This window comes from Martelella sp. HB161492 (genome assembly GCF_013184775.1).
In the GTDB taxonomy this organism is placed as follows: domain Bacteria; phylum Pseudomonadota; class Alphaproteobacteria; order Rhizobiales; family Rhizobiaceae; genus Martelella.
The window spans coordinates 193,152-209,202 of sequence record NZ_JAATVV010000012.1 but is presented as its reverse complement, the minus strand read 5'-3'; the positions used below and the strand labels follow the sequence as shown (position 1 = coordinate 209,202).

General features: G+C 59.5%; 14 protein-coding genes and 2 tRNA genes. 11 read left to right on the top strand and 5 right to left on the bottom strand.

Annotated elements, in window-relative coordinates; genetic code table 11:
- The first annotated feature begins 15 nt into the window (after positions 1–15).
- A tRNA-Met gene (locus HCK86_RS19315) sits at positions 16–92 on the top strand.
- A gap of 184 nt (positions 93–276) precedes the next feature.
- Positions 277–1,320: a UDP-N-acetylmuramate dehydrogenase gene (gene murB, locus HCK86_RS19310; protein WP_176086111.1), complete on the top strand. Its 1,044-nt coding sequence runs from the start codon at positions 277–279 to the stop codon at positions 1,318–1,320.
- Here murB and HCK86_RS19305 read toward each other — a convergent pair.
- Together HCK86_RS19305 and HCK86_RS19300 are read right to left on the bottom strand one after the other, a co-directional pair.
- Entirely contained in the window at positions 1,298–2,938 is a 1,641-nt protein-coding gene (locus HCK86_RS19305; protein ID WP_210259967.1) for a sulfatase-like hydrolase/transferase, read from the bottom strand. The two genes, murB and HCK86_RS19305, sit on opposite strands and share 23 nt — an antisense overlap.
- Positions 2,939–3,130: 192 nt before the next feature.
- Complete coding sequence (locus tag HCK86_RS19300; protein WP_176086110.1) at positions 3,131–3,865, bottom strand: CDP-alcohol phosphatidyltransferase family protein; 735 nt, start codon at positions 3,863–3,865, stop codon at positions 3,131–3,133.
- Positions 3,866–4,172: 307 nt separating this feature from the next.
- Between HCK86_RS19300 and HCK86_RS19295 the strand changes: the two genes are divergently transcribed.
- From HCK86_RS19295 to HCK86_RS19280, 4 genes are read left to right on the top strand one after another with little or no spacing between them, the layout of a single operon-like run.
- Positions 4,173–5,159, top strand: coding sequence for a zinc-binding alcohol dehydrogenase (locus HCK86_RS19295; protein WP_176086109.1), 987 nt, complete (start codon positions 4,173–4,175; stop codon positions 5,157–5,159).
- 12 nt (positions 5,160–5,171) lie between these two features.
- Entirely contained in the window at positions 5,172–5,570 is a 399-nt protein-coding gene (locus HCK86_RS19290) for a 6-carboxytetrahydropterin synthase (protein ID WP_176086108.1), read from the top strand.
- Positions 5,567–6,610: a glycosyltransferase family 4 protein gene (locus HCK86_RS19285; protein ID WP_176086107.1), complete on the top strand. Its 1,044-nt coding sequence runs from the start codon at positions 5,567–5,569 to the stop codon at positions 6,608–6,610. Before HCK86_RS19290 ends, HCK86_RS19285 begins: the two co-directional genes overlap by 4 nt.
- Complete coding sequence (locus HCK86_RS19280; protein WP_176086106.1) at positions 6,607–7,404, top strand: class I SAM-dependent methyltransferase; 798 nt, start codon at positions 6,607–6,609, stop codon at positions 7,402–7,404. Before HCK86_RS19285 ends, HCK86_RS19280 begins: the two co-directional genes overlap by 4 nt.
- Here HCK86_RS19280 and HCK86_RS19275 read toward each other — a convergent pair.
- A complete protein-coding gene (locus HCK86_RS19275; RefSeq protein ID WP_176086105.1) occupies positions 7,393–8,169 on the bottom strand; it encodes a RibD family protein in 777 nt (258 codons plus the stop codon). The two genes, HCK86_RS19280 and HCK86_RS19275, sit on opposite strands and share 12 nt — an antisense overlap.
- 7 nt (positions 8,170–8,176) lie before the next feature.
- Positions 8,177–8,752 carry a cytochrome b gene (locus HCK86_RS19270; RefSeq protein WP_348641102.1) on the bottom strand — a complete coding sequence of 192 codons (576 nt, stop codon included), beginning with the start codon at positions 8,750–8,752 and terminating at the stop codon, positions 8,177–8,179.
- Between the two features lie 334 nt (positions 8,753–9,086).
- On the opposite strand from HCK86_RS19270, the gene rirA reads away from it, so the two are divergent.
- From rirA to HCK86_RS19255, 3 genes are all read left to right on the top strand, one after another.
- Entirely contained in the window at positions 9,087–9,590 is a 504-nt protein-coding gene (gene rirA / locus HCK86_RS19265) for an iron-responsive transcriptional regulator RirA (protein ID WP_176086104.1), read from the top strand.
- A gap of 505 nt (positions 9,591–10,095) precedes the next feature.
- Positions 10,096–10,476 carry a hypothetical protein gene (locus HCK86_RS19260; RefSeq protein ID WP_176086103.1) on the top strand — a complete coding sequence of 127 codons (381 nt, stop codon included), beginning with the start codon at positions 10,096–10,098 and terminating at the stop codon, positions 10,474–10,476.
- Positions 10,473–12,509, top strand: a complete 2,037-nt coding sequence (locus HCK86_RS19255; RefSeq protein ID WP_176086102.1) for a pyrroloquinoline quinone-dependent dehydrogenase — start codon at positions 10,473–10,475, stop codon at positions 12,507–12,509. The genes HCK86_RS19260 and HCK86_RS19255 overlap by 4 nt, the downstream gene beginning before the upstream one ends.
- 348 nt (positions 12,510–12,857) lie before the next feature.
- Here HCK86_RS19255 and HCK86_RS19250 read toward each other — a convergent pair.
- Positions 12,858–12,934 (bottom strand) — tRNA-Arg (locus tag HCK86_RS19250).
- A gap of 449 nt (positions 12,935–13,383) precedes the next feature.
- Between HCK86_RS19250 and chvE (HCK86_RS19245) the strand changes: the two genes are divergently transcribed.
- The gene (chvE, locus tag HCK86_RS19245; RefSeq protein ID WP_176086101.1) at positions 13,384–14,454 is read left to right on the top strand and encodes a multiple monosaccharide ABC transporter substrate-binding protein; all 1,071 of its coding nucleotides are present in this window, start codon (positions 13,384–13,386) and stop codon (positions 14,452–14,454) included.
- A 503-nt stretch (positions 14,455–14,957) separates the two neighbouring features.
- Complete coding sequence (gene chvE / locus HCK86_RS19240; RefSeq protein WP_176086100.1) at positions 14,958–16,031, top strand: multiple monosaccharide ABC transporter substrate-binding protein; 1,074 nt, start codon at positions 14,958–14,960, stop codon at positions 16,029–16,031.
- Positions 16,032–16,051 lie beyond the last annotated feature (20 nt).

The window sequence follows — 16,051 nt, the reverse complement described above, 5'->3', positions numbered from 1 at the left end:
GTGCTCAAAGGATAACGCGGGGTGGAGCAGCCCGGTAGCTCGTCAGGCTCATAACCTGAAGGCCGCAGGTTCAAATCCTGCCCCCGCAACCAATGATCCCCGTCCAATAGACGGGGATTTTTTTTGCCCGGAAGCAAAGCGTTGTGCTCTCGATCCTGCTGACGGCCGTCCGCACTTGCGCGCCGGCGCAGCGGTTGCCGTCGCTCTGTCGCGGCGCTAATGTGGCGGGGCCTGAACGGTTTTCCGGTTTCAGCGCGAGATTGTCAGCGAGGTTGAATGACGTCCGGATCCTATGCGCAGCCTGTCGGGCCTTTCCGGCACGATTATGATCTCTCCCATTGCAATACGCTGAAGCTTGTTTCGCGGGCGCTGGGCGGTATGGAAATTACCGGCCTGGCGGATATCATGGCGCTGGATGAGCTGTCGGCGCGCCAGATGTTGCCGCTCTATATTCTTGGTGGCGGCAGCAATGTTGTTCTCGCAGAAGAGATTGACGGGCTCATTGGCCTGATGCGGATCCGCGAGCGGACGCTGCGGGAAACCGGAACACATTTCATCGTTACGGCTGGCGCCGGTGAAGTCTGGGATGACGTCGTGCGCTGGACCGTTGATCTTGGCATCGGTGGACTGGAAAATCTTGCCGGGATTCCCGGAACCGCAGGTGCGGCACCCGTGCAGAATATCGGCGCCTATGGGGTGCAGCTGTCGGATGTCTTCCATGAGCTGACGGCCTTCGACCGCAAAGCGCGCCAGCTGATCCGCTTTGACCGCCAAGCCTGCGCGTTTTCCTATCGGCACAGTGTCTTCAAGCATGAGCCCGGGCGCTATATCATTGTCTCGGTATCGCTGGCTTTGCCGCGCGACTGGACAGCCAATTGCCAATATCCGGGGCTTGAACAGCTGGGTTCAGCGCCTTCGCCGGCCGCTGTGTTTGCGGCAGTCACGGCCCTCAGGGGCTCGAAACTGCCAGACTGGAGACGGCTCGGCAATGCCGGCTCTTTCTTTCACAATCCGATTGTAGCCCCGGCCATTGCCGAGGCGATAGCCGGCGGGCCGCGTTACCCCCAGGATGACGGCCGGATCAAGCTTTCGGCCGGCTGGCTGATCGAACAATGCGGACTGAAAGGGACAAGGCTGGGGCCGGTCGGCATGTATGAAGGCCATGCGCTGGTTCTGGTCAATCATGGTCTGTCGACCACCCACAGGGATGTTGAGGCCCTGGCGCGTCTTGTCACGGAGCGGGTGCGGCAACGCTTCGGCGTGACGCTTCAGCAGGAGCCGGTGGTGTTCGGCAATCCTATGATGCCGAAAAGAGCCTGATCAGCAGCTGTCGCATCGCATCCATCGGGATGTCGGCTGCGCTGCTTGCCGGCACCATGCCGGCGGTGAAACCGTTTTTCTCGAAGCTGTCGACAAGCGGTGCGTCTCTGGTGATGACGTGAACCGGAACATCGCGTGATGCATTGTCGCCGGTAACGAGCGGTGCTGGCTGGTGATCGCCGAGAATGATGAACACGGCGTTGTCGCCATACCGGCTGATATAGTCGCCGATCGTCTGCATCGAATAGTCAATCGTCGCGATATAGTGGCGGCGGATGTCGTCAGGGTCGGACCAGACCTTGGCGGGTGTCTCGCCGCTGGTGGCCTGATCGTCAAAGACCCGGCCATCGCCGACGCTTGCCCAGTCGATCAGCCTCGGGACGGGGGTCCAGGGCGCATGGCTTGAAACAAGCGTCATTTCGGTCATTACCGGCCGGTTGTCGGTGACATCGCCGTGACGCACAAGACGGTCGAAAGCGGCAAGCGTGTATTGATCCGGCATGGTGACCCAGTTGAAGGGCTTGCCCTTATAGCCGAGATCGGCAGCGGTGAAGATGTCATCATAGCCAAAATAGGACGATTCCGGCCAGTTCGCGGTAATGGCGGGCATGACCGCGGCTGTCCGCCAGCCGGCCTCGTGAAACAGCCGGTTGAGACTGTCGCGGTCGCTGATCATCAGCCGGTCGTAGCGGGCCTGGTTATTGATCCACAGGCCGGACAGCAGCGTGCCATGGGCAAGCCAGCTGAGGCCGCCCATGGTCGGTGAAAGGCTCCAGCCGCTGGCCGAGGAAAAGCCGGCGCTATCGAGCTCTCGCTCGATTGCGCTCAGCCGCGGGGCGAGAACGGGCTTGTAGCGGGGGTCCTCAATGGCGCTGCGGCCATAGCTCTCGACGAAAATGACGACCACATCGCGGCCCTTGATCGCCTGGAACAGCTGATCGGTTGGTGGGAGCGCCTCCTGGCGCGACAGCGCATTCTCGAAGCGGCGCATATCTGCGACGGAACGCAGCACGAGCTGGATTCTTGCACTGACATAGGACGGTGTTCTGAGATCGGCAAAGGAGCGCACCGGGACGACCTGGCTCAGCATGATCAGCACGACACCGAGCGCGAGGATGGCGACAAAGGCCAGTGCGGTCACATGTGCCTCAACCCTGCCGGCGCCAGCCATGTGCTTCTGTGTCCGCCAGAAGAGATAGAGAATGGCGATATAGCCGAATATGGCTGCGCCGGTGACAAAGGCGGCCTTGAGTGTTCCGACCGCGCCGGACAGGACATTCCAGCCGTCAGCCAGCATCTTCAGATCTAGATAGGGATTGAAGGGGCGCCTGAAGGCGGTCTCGACGCCGAGATCGGCCAGCTTGAGAAAGAGCAGGATGGCAATCAGCAGGGTGAACAGGGCTGCAAGGGCGAGCGCTGTACGGCGCGGCAGCAGCAGCAGCAAGAGGCCTGCCAGCGGGATTTCCAGCGGAATCCGCAGGAAGGTGGCCGGCACCAGTGCCGCCGGATAATCAGGCAGCGTCAGCACGAAAAAGGTGATGACAACGAAGACGATCGCGGCGAGGCCGACGCTGCCAAAGGACCGCTGGCGATGGCTGTCGCCCTGATCAATCGTCATGATGAACTGTCCTCTGGCTGCCTTCAGGCACAAGTCGCTGCGATCGCATCAGATCGCTGCCCTGTCATTCTGGTGAAGCCGCATGCCTTTGTCGATTCTGGTTTCGTGCCGATCGGGCGATGTCCAAGGTTTCTTCAATAGGCTTTCGGTTCGCTCCGGATGCCGTGGTTTTTGCCGTGTGTGCCCGTCTTGTCAATCCTGATGAACGGGCATCCCGTCATCATCATGGCGATGGGCCAGCAGATAGGCCGTGTCCCGCGAGAAGGAAAAGACAAGCAGCAGGAGCGACAGGCCGGCAATCAGCGAAGAGACGGGCGGCATGACGGATGGCAGGAGAATGACGCAAAGGGCAGCGATCTGCACCACGCAGATCAGCTTGCGGGTGAAAGACGGCGGCAGCGGACGCCGCATGAACGGCGCGATCGATTGGCCGATGACGAATATATAGCGCATCAGCCCGATCAGAAGCACCCAGAAGCCCGTCTTGCCCAGAAGCAGGGCCGCTGCGGACAGGGTCAGGATCATCAGGGCATCGATTTCCATGTCGAAGCGTGCGCCGAAAGCGGACGTCTGGCGGAAGCGGCGGGCGAGCCAGCCATCGACGCCATCGAGGGCAAGTGCCGTGAGGATGATGGCAAGGATGATCTGCAAGGCAGTGCCATTGGCGTTCGGGATCTGGCCGATCAGCAGGACGGCGATGACAAGGATGGTCAGGGCCGCCCGGATGGCTGTGACGAGATTGGCATAGCCGAACCGGTCATGATCATGGGCGGCAAGTCCGAGTGGCAGGAGAACGAACAGCAGCAGCAGAGCGGCGGACGCCAGGGCCGTTGTTATCGCCGATACCGAAAGCCAGGCAGCAAAAACCAGATAGAAGATGACGGAGAGAATATAGATCAGGGCGAGCGAGAAGGCTGTGTCGATCAAAAGGGCGCGTTTCGTCGCTGCTGCGCTTTCACGCCGATGATCTGCGGCGGCTGGCCTTTGTCTGCCTCGTGTCATCCCGATGAGCCTGTTTTGCAAACTGTTTCAGCGAAGTGTCCCGTTTTTACGCGCAGGGTTTTATTCCGGGACGGTCAGGGCATCAGGGTACGAAATTTATGGGGACTGGCAAGTATATCGCAGCAGAATTCGCAGCCTTCAGTTGCGGAGCGGAAAGCTGCGTGACAGGCTGACTTGAGCAGGTGGACGTGACTGGCGGTACGCTGTTTGTGGCCGGCAGGAGGGGGTATCCGTGAATATCAGCCGGCAAGGCCATGGGGAAACGGCGCAGGCATTGTGGGTTGTCTCCGCCGGTATTGCGGAAATCCGCAGCGAAGATCTGGCGCCTGCCGATCAGCATGGCGCGGTGGTGCGTATGTGCTATTCCGGCATCAGCCGGGGCACCGAAGCGCTGGTTTTTCGCGGCGGTGTACCGGAAAGCGAGATGGAGCGCATGCGCGCGCCGAATATGGCCGGTCACTTTTCCTTCCCGGTGAAATACGGCTATTGCGCCGTCGGTCAGGTGGAGAAAGGTCCGCCTGACCTCGTGGGGCGCATGGTCTTCTGCCTTCATCCGCATCAGGATCGTTTCGTTCTGCCGGCGGCCATGCTGAATCCCTTGCCGGATAAGGTTCCGCCAGGCCGCGCCGTGCTGGCTGCCAATATGGAAACAGCGCTCAATATCATCTGGGATGCCGCAGTTCAGCCGGGTGACCAGGTGGTCGTCTATGGTGCCGGCGTCGTTGGTGCGCTTGTCGCCTTCCTCGCCAATGCGGTGCCCGGCACTGATGTTCTGCTTGTTGATGTCAATCGCGATCGGGCGGCGCTGGCCGCAAAGCTTGGTATTGCCTTCGGCACGGCAGATATGGCGTCGGGATTCGATGTCGCCATCAATGCCAGCGGCTCGGGCGAGGCGCTCGGAGAGGCCATCCTCCATGCCGGGCAGGAGGCGCGGATCGTCGAGGCGAGCTGGTTTGGCGACAGGCAGGTCTGTCTGCCGCTCGGCGGCCCGTTCCATGCACGGCGTCTCTCGCTCATCAGCTCGCAGGTTGGCGCCGTTCCGGCGAACCGCCGGGCGCGCTGGCCGTTGCAGCGGCGCATGGCAAAGGCGCTGACCCTTCTGGCCGATGACCGGCTTGAGGCATTGATTTCCGGCGAGACGCCGTTTTCGGCGCTGGCTGCGCATTACGCCGCGATCCTCACCGATCCGGCCACGCTTTGTCACCGTGTTGTCTATTGAAGGGGTAAGTCAATGTTTTCCATCGAGGTTCGCGACCACATCATGATCGCTCACAGCCTGCCAAGGCCGGTATTCGGCCCGGCGCAGGCGATGCATGGTGCGACCTTCGTCGTTGATGCTGCCTTTTTTACCAATGATCTTGATGAAGACGGACTGGCTGTTGATATCGGCGCGGCAACACGTGTTCTGTCTGCGGTGCTGAAGCCGCTCAACTATCAAAATCTCGACGAACGTCCGGAATTCACGGGCAAGGTGACGACGACGGAGGTCGTCGCGAAATTCATATTCGACCGTCTGCGCATGGCTGTTGACGAGGGGCAGCTTGGCGCAGGCAGCCATCGTATCTGCCGGATCCGGGTGACGCTGCATGAATCCCATGCGGCACGCGGATGGTATGAGGCCGATCTTTGAGAGGCACGGTCTATTTTGCCTATCCGGGGGAGCTGACATCCAAGACCGGTGGCTATGGCTATGATCGCCGGGTGATTTCCGGGCTTGAAGCCCTTGGCTGGCGGGTGCATCCGCTGGCGCTTGGCGCGGGCTTTCCGGCGCCGGATCATGGCGTGCGCGCTAGGGCCGAGCGGCTTCTGTCTGAGGTGCCGGACGACAGGCTTGTGCTGATTGACGGCCTTGCCTTCGGCGTGATGGGCGACTGGGCCGCGCGCGAGGCTTTGCGACTTCGCATCGTCGCGCTTGTCCATCATCCGCTGGCGCTTGAAACCGGCCTTGGACCTGACGAGCAGGCGAGGCTGTATCAGAGCGAGAGGATGGCGCTGCGCTACGTCCGGGGTGTGATTGCGACGTCGCCAGCAACGGCACGCCTGCTTGCTGGCGACTATGCTGTTGCGCATGGACGGTTGGCAGTTGCGATGCCCGGAACCGATCCGGCACCCTTTGCCGAGGCCGGTGAGGGCGCGCCGCATATCCTCTCTGTGGGCACACTGACGCCGCGCAAGGGGCATGATGTGCTGATTGCGGCGCTGAAGAGTGTTGAAGATCTCGAATGGAAGGCCACCATCATCGGCAGTGAAGCCTTTGACCGTCAGACGGCCGCCGCGCTGCGGCGGCTGGTGAAAAAGGCTGGTCTCGATCACCGCATCGCGTTCACCGGAGCGGTTGAGGCGCTGGAACCCTATTGGCAGAGCGCGCATCTCTTTGCGCTCGCCAGCCGGTATGAGGGCTATGGCATGGCCTTTGCCGAGGCGCTTGCCCATGGCCTTCCCGTGGTCGGCTGTGCTGCCGGTGCAGTGCCTGATCTGGTGCCCGATATGGCCGGGACGCTGGTGCCGGTTGATGATATTGTTGGCTTTGCGGCTGCGCTGCGTCCGCTTCTGCTTGATGCCGGACAGCGCCGCGCGATGGCTGAAGCCGCGCGGCAATCGAGCCGACATCTGCCGCGCTGGGAGGCAACGGCGGCAATCGTGTCGGATATTCTGGAGGGATGGGCATGAGCCGTTTTCAGATAGACTGGCTTGATCTGCGCGAGGCGGCGGATCGTACTGCGCGGGATCGCGATCTCATTGCCATGCTTGCCGGCCATATTGCGTCTTTGCCCGATCCGGGCGTTGTTGACCTCGGTTGCGGCACCGGCGCGACCTATCGTGCGCTCGCTCCGGCTTTGCCGGATGGTGCACGCTGGCTGATGGTCGACAATGACCCGGCGCTGCTTGCCGTGGCGCGGCGGCGGCTGGCCGGCGTGGCTGCGGCCGGCCGGTTTCTGCAGCATGATCTTGCCGATCCGGATGATCTGCCGCTGACCGGGGACGGGATTGTCACGGCCTCGGCGCTTTTCGATCTGTGTTCGGATGAGTTCTGTTCCAGAATAGCGGCGCATATCACGAGGACTGGCAGCACACTCTATGCCACGCTCACCTATAATGGCGCTGTGCACTGGTCTATGGCCCATCCACTGGATTGCCGGATCGTCGAGGGCTTCAACCGCCATCAGCGTGGCGACAAGGGGTTCGGTCCGGCGCTTGGCCCCGATGCCACCATGGCGTTGGCGCTCGCCCTGTCACGGCGTGGCCGAACGGTCTTCCTGCGCAAGAGCCCATGGGAGCTTGATGCCTCGATGGTGGCGTTGCAGCGGTCCTTTCTGGAAGGCTTCCGCCAGCCATTGCTGGAGATCGGCGCGATCGAGGCCGATGCTCTTGAAGCCTGGCTGTCCTTCCGGCTGGCGATGATCGAAAAGCCGGGAAGCGTCTGCCATGTGGGGCATTTTGACCTGCTCTCGCTACCGGCTTGATAACGGTTGCGGGCGCAGACAGCAGTCAAAAAGCGTGTCGCTGCCGAGATCATAGACCGTGACTGGCGGGCGCATGGCCTCAGCCAGAGTGGCGACAGCGGCAAGATTGATGCCGCTCGGCCCGGCGCCGATGATCAGCGGTGCGACAGCAACGTGCAGCCGGTCGACCTGGCCTTCGGCAATAAAATGCCGGATCGTTCCGGCTCCGCCTTCGACCAGAATACGGTTGAGACCGCGGCTATTGAGCCTTTCAAGCATCGTGCCGGTATCAAGGCCGCCGGAGGTGGGCTGAAGCCGGATCACCTCGGCATTGGCATAGGACCGCAAAGGGGCGTCGCTGCCCTGGAACACAATGACGTCAGCGCCATTGTCGCGGAACAGACCCTCGCTGCCATCAAGGGCAGCATGGCAGTCGACCACCACGCGGATGGGATCCTGCCCCTCCACAAGGCGAACGGAAAGGCGAGGATTATCGGCCTTGACGGTATTGATGCCGACGATCACAGCATCGGCCAGTGCGCGGCAGCGATGCAGGTGTTTCAGACCGTCGGGACCGGAAATATCGCGGGCATCGCCCGCTTCTGTTGCAACCCGTCCATCGAGCGACTGGCCGACCTGCGCCAGCACGAAAGGCCCTTTGGCATCGGCCAGCGGCCCGTAAAGGGCAGCCGCAGCATCAGCGCTCTCCGCCGGCTGTGTCTCGGGGTGGTTTTGGCGTGCAAGCAGCTGTGCCCAGCGCGCCGGCGCAATATCGACAGAATGCATTCTCGTCTCAGAGGATCTTGTAAAGGGTGGCATCACGCCGGATGAGGTGGTGGAACAGGGCCGCAGCAATATGCAGCCCGATCAGCGCCAGCAGGATCCAGGAGCTCCAGTAATGGATGCCGGAGAGCGTCCAGGCAATGTCCGGCGTCTTGCCGATCGGGCTCCACACCGGAATGACGCCAAACCACATCAGCGGGAAACCATGGGCATTTGTGGCCAGAAAGCCGCTGACCGGCATGATGATCAGGAACAGATAGAGCAGAAGGTGAACGGTTGTGGCCGCGAGACGTTCCAGCCCGGACCCTTCGGCGGCGGGGGAATGTGACAAAAGCCGGTTGCCAATCCGGATCAGCATCAGCCACAAAACCAGGAAACCGAGGCTTTCATGAAGGGTATAGAAGGTCAGCGACACTTCGTTTTTCACCAGATGAATCACAAAGCCAAGCGGCCAGATGCACAGGATGAGCGCCGCAATCAGCCAATGCAGAAGCCGCATCGCGGCTGGAAAACGCTCAACCTTGAGGCTGAGCGCGGTCGGGCGCAGCATTGTCATGCCGCGTTTCGGTCCGGTCGTGTCATGCATTCAAGCCTCCTGGCTTCTGTCGACTGGCCGGCGGACAATCCGCCGCAGCTACGGGTTGGATCCTTGTATTCGGCAACCTATGGTGGGACGATAGCAGTGGAGCGGTACAGCGTAAATCCACTTGTCGTGTCTACGGCCGATTATGCGAATCTCTGGACGGCTGATCGTCCGGTTCATTGCCCGCCATAAGCCCGAAGATGGCATGGTGACGATCTTTTAACTTGATTTTTCTTATCAAGAATGAGGAAATGTTGCCCGGAACGTGTCTTTTTGGAATTGTTCCAAACAAGGAAACGCGCTATAGAATGTAGAGACATTCTAGAAGGAGTTTGGCATGCGCCTGACAAAGCAAACCAACTATGCAGTCCGGATGCTGATGTACTGCGCGGCCAATGACGGTAATCTGAGCCGGATTCCGGAAATTGCAAAGGCCTATGGCGTCTCGGAACTGTTCCTGTTCAAGATCATTCAGCCTCTGCACAAGGCCGGAATCATGGAAACGGTGCGCGGTCGCAATGGCGGTGTACGGCTCGGGCGCCCGGCCGCAGAGATTACCCTGTTCGATGTCGTGCGCGTCACCGAAGAAAACTTTGCCATGGCCGAGTGCTTCGATGATTCCGGCGATGTCGACTGCCCGCTTGTGGATAGCTGCGGTCTCAACTCCGCACTGCGCGAGGCGCTCAACGCCTTCTTCGCCGTTCTCGAAAAATACACTGTCGCCGATCTTGTCCGCCGCCGTGCCGATATCTTCAAGCTCTTGAGCATTGACGAGACCGAGCGCAAGCATGCCGCCAAGCGCAGCGTCGAAACCACCGATGCCGAGAGCCTGGTCGGCTGATTGCAGCTTTGGCTGATTTTGAAGCCCTCGCCGTTTCACGGCGGCGGCTCGGGCTGCTGATATCCCTCGCCCCCTTTTGCTGACGTCATGCCTGTGCTTGTCACAGGCATCCAGACGACGCGCGTCTGTGCGGCGAAAGAACCCGTCTATTCAATGTCTTATGAAACTGGATCCCCGTGACAAGCACGGGGACGACGACGGGGGGGGCTATTCCACCTCGACCATGCATGATGAATGGCTTTGTCAGCAGTCTGAGCCCTCGCCGTTTCATGGCGAGGGCTTTTTGTTGTGGCGATGGCGCTCAGGTGAGCGGGCGAGGGGCAGGCGGCGGCTGAAACGCGCATTGTGTGGCCTTTTGGCGCGCGCTTCGATGGGCGCCCCGGAGACCGGACGCCAGGATGGACGCCGCGCTGGGCAGTCGCTTGCCGGCACATGATGATGCAGATCTTCAAGAACCTCTGAAACAATTCGAATATCCAGGCGTTATCAGAAAAAGGAGAATGATATGGCAACCATCTCATCACCTGAGAAGGGTGGCGCGCGCCTTTCTCTTGGCGCCTCCCTTGTCGTTCTGGCCGCAGCTGTGGCCTTGCTGCTGACCGGCTGGCGCTATTTTGCTCCGCTCTCCGGCATAACCGGAACGAGCGGGGCTTTGCTCGCGATGTTCGGCGCTTTCATGCTGATCCTTGCCGGCCTGGCTTTCTTTGTGCTTGAGCCTGGCCGATGGCGCACGCTGTTTCTCGTTCTCTCCTGGCTCGGTGCGATCCTGACCTTGATCGCCGAACTTTTCCTGCATGGCTGGGGATCGTCAGTCGCACTGGCCGTCTGCCTCTGCGCCATTGCCATTGAAACATTTGCTGCCCCATCCAGGAGGAGCGCATCATGAAACTGTCCCATACAGCACTTTTGACCGGCGTTATCCTGTGCACGGCGACGCCGCTTTTCGCGCAGCAGACGCCTGCTGCAACCGCATCATCCTCGAGCACTGCCGACCAGGGAAATAAAAGTCAGACTTACACGCCGCCGGCGCCAATCTTCGCTGACGGCAGCAGCACGACAGCCAATGACACGGTTTCGCCGGCAAGTCCGGACAGCTGGAATACATTTCACGGGCAGCTCAGCGCCCAGAAATATTCGCCGCTTGACGCAATCAACACAGGCAATGTGGGCAAGCTGAGAAAGGTCTGGGAGTACCATACCGGCGACATGGCGGACGGCAAGGGCAAGCTGCCGGAAACGGTATGGTCGGCAACGCCGATCTTCGCCAATGACACGCTCTACATCGGTACGCCATTTTATCGCATCATCGCGCTCGACCCGGCGACGGGGAAGCAGAAATGGGTTTTCGACACCAAGTCGACGCTGAAGGCGCTGACCCAGCCAGCGCTGAAATCGCGCGGCGTTGCCTATTGGCAGGCGAAAAATCCGGTGGCCGGCGAAGCCTGCCAGAAGATCGTCTATCTCGGCACCATGGATGCCCATCTCTTTGCGGTCGATGCTGACACCGGCAATCCATGCGCCAATTTCGGCAAAAACGGCGTTGTCGATGTTGACCAGTGGAACACGGAGAATGCCAAATTCCCGCTGTCCCTGCTGCAACCGCCGACGGTGGCGGGCAATCACCTGATTCTCGGCTGGGCTGGCAAGGACTGGGCCTATGAGCAGGCACCGCCCGGGTCTTTATTCTCGCTCAATGCTCAGACCGGTGCTCTGGAATGGACTTTCAAACCGATCCCGGACGCGATTGCCGCCAAGACAGGAACGGCGAACATCTGGACCGGTGTTTCCTATGACGACAAACTCGGTCTCGTCTACGTGCCGGTATCATCTCCCTCTCCCAATTACTGGGGCGGCAACCGGACCGAGCAGATCCCGCTTGCGACATCGACAACGGCACTGGATGTCAATACCGGCAAGGTCGTCTGGTCGCGCCAGTGGGTGCATCACGACATCTGGGATTACGACATCAATTCCGCCCCGACGCTGATGGATATCACCGTCAACGGAAAGTCCATCCCGGCGCTGATGCAGGCGAGCAAGATGGGTTTCCTGTTTGTCGTCGACCGGCGCACGGGCAAGGATGTCTGGCCGATCGAGGAACGCCCTGTGCCGCAGGGCGATGTCGCGGGGGAAGTCTATTCGCCGACCCAGCCTTTCCCGACCAAGCCAGCGCCGCTTCTCGACCAGTCGAAGAAACCGCCGATCTGGAATGTGGCCAATATCGTCGGCTTTGGTTCGTGCTCGAGGCTGTGGAAGAACCTGAATTATGATGGCATGTACACACCGCCGACAACCACGAAGGACGGTACGCTGACCTATCCGGACAGCGCAGGAGGCGTGCAGTGGGGCGGCGTTGCCTTCGACCCCAAGAACGAGACGGCCATCGTCAATACATCGCATATCGTGCAGGTGCTCAAGCTCTGGTCACGCGAGGATTACGACAAGGTCGCCAACGGTTCGGGGAACGAAAACGGTTTCTCCCCGCAGGAAGGTGCCCCCTTCGGCATGTCGTTGACCAATGCCATGAACTGGGCCGGAATGCCGTGCTGGGCACCGCCTTTCGGCGAGCTCGTGGCTATCGACATGCATGATGGATCGGTGAAATGGCGCAGGCCGATCGGTGCATCACAGCAATACGGCTTCTACATGCCCGAGAGCATGGGCTCTCCGACGATCGGTGGGCCTGTGGTGACGGCCGGCGGACTGATCTTTGTCGGCGCATCGATGGATGCGAAGGTTCGGGCCTATTCGCTCGACGATGGCAAGGAGCTCTGGTCGGACAATGTTCAGGCGCCTGCCGTTTCAATTCCGGCGGTCTATCAGTACAAGGGCCGCGAATATGTCGCCTTCACCGCCGGTGGCAATTCCATCCTCAAGGACCAGGTCGGCGATGAGGTTGTGGTCTACGCCCTGCCGTAATGCCGGACGCCATGACGCCAAACGATGCCGCGCATTCAGCCGCGGCATCGTGCATGTTTGAAGACCATGTGACCGGCCGGATATCAGCTTCGGCAAGATGGCAGGCCATGCACCGCCGTGTGAGGCCATGGCGATCGATCCCGGGCGGCGCCCTTCGCCTGACGCGCCCGCGCGGTCTGTGCCTCCAGCCTGTGCGGTGATTTCAAGCAAATCTCTGATTTTATAATCTTCTATGGCGATTTCGTTCTCAGGCAAGAAGAGCGCGCAAACGCAATCGCGCGAAACAGGTTCAGCCGACACTGCGGCGTGAAGCGCGTGCAAATCCCGGTCGTGTGAAGGAGAATGAGATGGCGCGCCCGACAGGATTCGAACCTGTGACCTTTGGAATCGGAATCCAACACTCTATCCAGCTGAGCTACGGGCGCATGTCCGGTGGAAGCCTCTCGGCAGACCGGGCTGTTGCCTGCTCTTTATCTCAGCTTCGGTCGGGCTTCAACCGCGAAAATGCCAGCCAGTGCAAAAAGCAGCTGTGCAGTGGCGTGCTCAGGCATGGCGGGCGGCACTCCTCAGGCTCGGTCAGCTATTACCTCTGATCGGCTCAGGTTGTCCTGGCGGCCTGTTTAATGTTGCAAGCTTTAGGCGATATGAATGCTTGATTTCTAAAGGATATAGCGAAACTGCTATATCAATATCGGTTTAATCCGTTTGACTTGAAACTGAATTCGACACAATTTCGCCACTGTCCTGCATCGGGAAATCGTGGCTCCGGAGGCTTTGGCGAGTTGCGATCCTTCACCTGATCGTCGTGGTGTGAGGCACTTTTCTGTCGGGTGCAGGGCCGAACAGCACTTGTTGCGACTCATGGGAGAGAGATATGAGAAGAGTGATTTCGGCTTTGGCCGTGGCGGCTGTCGCCGCGGCATCCTTTGCCGTACCCGTTTTTGCCGCCGGCGAGACCGTCGGCATCGCCATGCCGACAAAATCATCCTCGCGCTGGATTTCCGATGGTGAATCCATGGTGAAGCAGTTTCAGGAAGCCGGCTTCAACACCGACCTGCAATATGCCGAGGATAACATCCCCAATCAGCTCGCCCAGATTGAAAACATGATCACCAAGGGCGTCAATGCTCTGGTCATCGCCTCGATTGACGGCACGACCCTTTCCAACGCGCTGGAAAATGCCGCTGCTGCCGGCATCCCTGTGGTCGCCTATGACCGCCTGATCCGCAACAGCCCGAATGTCGACTATTATGCGACCTTCGATAACTTCAAGGTCGGCGTTTTGCAGGCCACCAGCCTTGTCGACGGCCTGAAGGAACGCTTCCCCGATGCCGAGACGTGGAATGTCGAACTGTTCGGCGGTTCGCCGGACGATAACAATGCCTATTTCTTCTATGATGGCGCCATGTCGATCCTGCAGCCGCTGATCGATTCCGGCAAGATCGATATCGTTTCCGGCCAGATGGGCATGAACCAGGTCGGCACGCTGCGCTGGGACGGCGCTGTGGCCCAGGCGCGTATGGATAACCTCCTGTCGGCCAACTACACCGACAAGACCATCAATGGCGTTCTGTCGCCCTATGACGGCCTGTCGATTGGCATTATTTCCTCGCTGAAGGGCTTCGGCTACGGTTCGGGCGACCAGAAGATGCCGATCATCACGGGGCAGGATGCGGAATTGCCGTCAATCAAGGCGATCATTGCCGGTGACCAGTATTCGACCGTCTTCAAGGATACCCGCGAACTGGCGAAGGTGACGGTTGGCATGGTTCAGGCGCTGCTTCAGGGCGGCAAGCCGGAAATCAATGACACGACCACCTATGACAATGGCGTCAAGGTTGTGCCCTCCTACCTGCTTGCTCCGGTGTCGGTCGATGCCTCCAACTGGCAGCAGATTCTGGTTGATCAGAGCCAGTATTATACCCTTGATCAGATCAAGAACTGATCTTTGCCAAGACCGGCCCGGTGCCTCTGGCGCCGGGCCAAACCAACAAATCTAAAGCGATTTAATGCGGCACTGCAAAATGGACCTCCGCGACGTAATTCTGGCTTGCTGCGGGTTGCGATGAGAAGGTCAGCCGTTCCGGCATGAAAAAATTGCACTGGTTTGTCCGAAGTTGAGTATAAAAGTCCGTACAATTCCCAAGCTAATGAAGAAAGTCTGGATCGAGCGCGTGATTTTGCAGTGCATTTAAACTTTAGTCTAAACTAAATTTTTGCAATGCGAAAAATAGTATCGAATTGTTGCGCAAACGAATTGACACACGTTCCTCACGCTGTATCGTCCGATCTGTCCTGCTGCTTCTTCTGAAACGGGAAATGGAGTGAAGATGAAGCGCAGGACTGTCCGGAAACCGTTTGGTCGATCTCCAGTGGAAGGAGTGGCGATGGTCCGGGCAACTGAAACAAAGTCTGATTGAAGTCTTTGATTTCAAACGGGAGAGAGACATGAAAACCATTACATCCTTGCTCGCGGCTACGGCAATCGTGGCTGCTTCTCTTGCTGTTCCGGCTTTTGCCGCGGACAAGGGCTATGTCGGCATCGCCATGCCGACGAAGGGACTTGACCGCTGGAACAAGGACGGCGCGTCCATGGTCGACCAGTTCCAGTCCGCTGGCTACAAGACCGACCTGCAATATGCGGATAACCAGATCCCGCAGCAGCTGTCTCAGGTTGAGAACATGATCACCAAGGGCGTCGACGTCCTCGTGATCGCGGCCATTGACGGCGGCTCGCTCACCAATCCGCTGGCCAATGCCGGCGCTGCCGGTATCCCGGTCATTGCCTATGACCGGCTGATCCTCAACACGCCGAATGTCGACTATTACGCGACTTTCGACAACTACAAGGTTGGCGTCATTCAGGGCGAAAGCCTGGTTCAGGGATTGAAGGAACGCTTCCCCGACGTTCATCCGTGGAATGTTGAACTGTTCGGCGGTTCGCCGGACGACAACAACGCCTATTTCTTCTTCAATGGCGCGATGTCTGTCATTCAGCCGCTGATCGACTCGGGCGATATCGTCGTCAATTCCGGCCAGATGACCATGGACAAGATCGGTACGCTGAACTGGTCCAATGCCGCTGCCCAGGCCCGCATGGATAACCTGCTCTCCGCTTTCTACACGCAGAAGGAAATCCAGGGCGTCTATGCTTCGAACGATGATCTTGCCATGGGCGCGATTTCCTCGCTCAAGAGCATCGGCTATGGTTCGGGCGACATGAAGATGCCGATCATCACCGGGCAGGACTGCAATATTCCCAACGTCAAGGCGATCATTGCCGGCGACCAGTATTCCTCGATCTTCAAGGATACGCGCCAGCTGGCAAAGGTTACCGTGGAAATGGTGCAGGCCATTCAGGACGGCAAGCAACCGGAAATCAACGACACCACGACCTATAATAATGGCGTGAAGGTTGTTCCCTCCTATCTGTTGGCACCTGTCGCGATCACCAAGGACAACTGGAAGCAGATCCTGGTCGACGACAGCGGCTACTACACGATGGACCAGATCGAAAACTAATCGGTCTGCCTGATGTGAGC

Bases quoted from the DNA above. Each gene is read 5' to 3' on its own strand.
- murB (WP_176086111.1), top strand. From the start codon at position 277: ATGACGTCCGGATCCTATGCGCAGCCTGTCGGGCCTTTCCGGCACGAT.
- HCK86_RS19305 (WP_210259967.1), bottom strand. From the start codon at position 2,938: ATGACGATTGATCAGGGCGACAGCCATCGCCAGCGGTCCTTTGGCAGC.
- HCK86_RS19290 (WP_176086108.1), top strand. From the start codon at position 5,172: ATGTTTTCCATCGAGGTTCGCGACCACATCATGATCGCTCACAGCCTG.
- HCK86_RS19280 (WP_176086106.1), top strand. From the start codon at position 6,607: ATGAGCCGTTTTCAGATAGACTGGCTTGATCTGCGCGAGGCGGCGGAT.
- HCK86_RS19275 (WP_176086105.1), bottom strand. From the start codon at position 8,169: ATGCATTCTGTCGATATTGCGCCGGCGCGCTGGGCACAGCTGCTTGCA.
- HCK86_RS19270 (WP_348641102.1), bottom strand. From the start codon at position 8,752: ATGCATGACACGACCGGACCGAAACGCGGCATGACAATGCTGCGCCCG.
- rirA (WP_176086104.1), top strand. From the start codon at position 9,087: ATGCGCCTGACAAAGCAAACCAACTATGCAGTCCGGATGCTGATGTAC.
- HCK86_RS19260 (WP_176086103.1), top strand. From the start codon at position 10,096: ATGGCAACCATCTCATCACCTGAGAAGGGTGGCGCGCGCCTTTCTCTT.
- HCK86_RS19255 (WP_176086102.1), top strand. From the start codon at position 10,473: ATGAAACTGTCCCATACAGCACTTTTGACCGGCGTTATCCTGTGCACG.
- chvE (WP_176086101.1), top strand. From the start codon at position 13,384: ATGAGAAGAGTGATTTCGGCTTTGGCCGTGGCGGCTGTCGCCGCGGCA.
- chvE (WP_176086100.1), top strand. From the start codon at position 14,958: ATGAAAACCATTACATCCTTGCTCGCGGCTACGGCAATCGTGGCTGCT.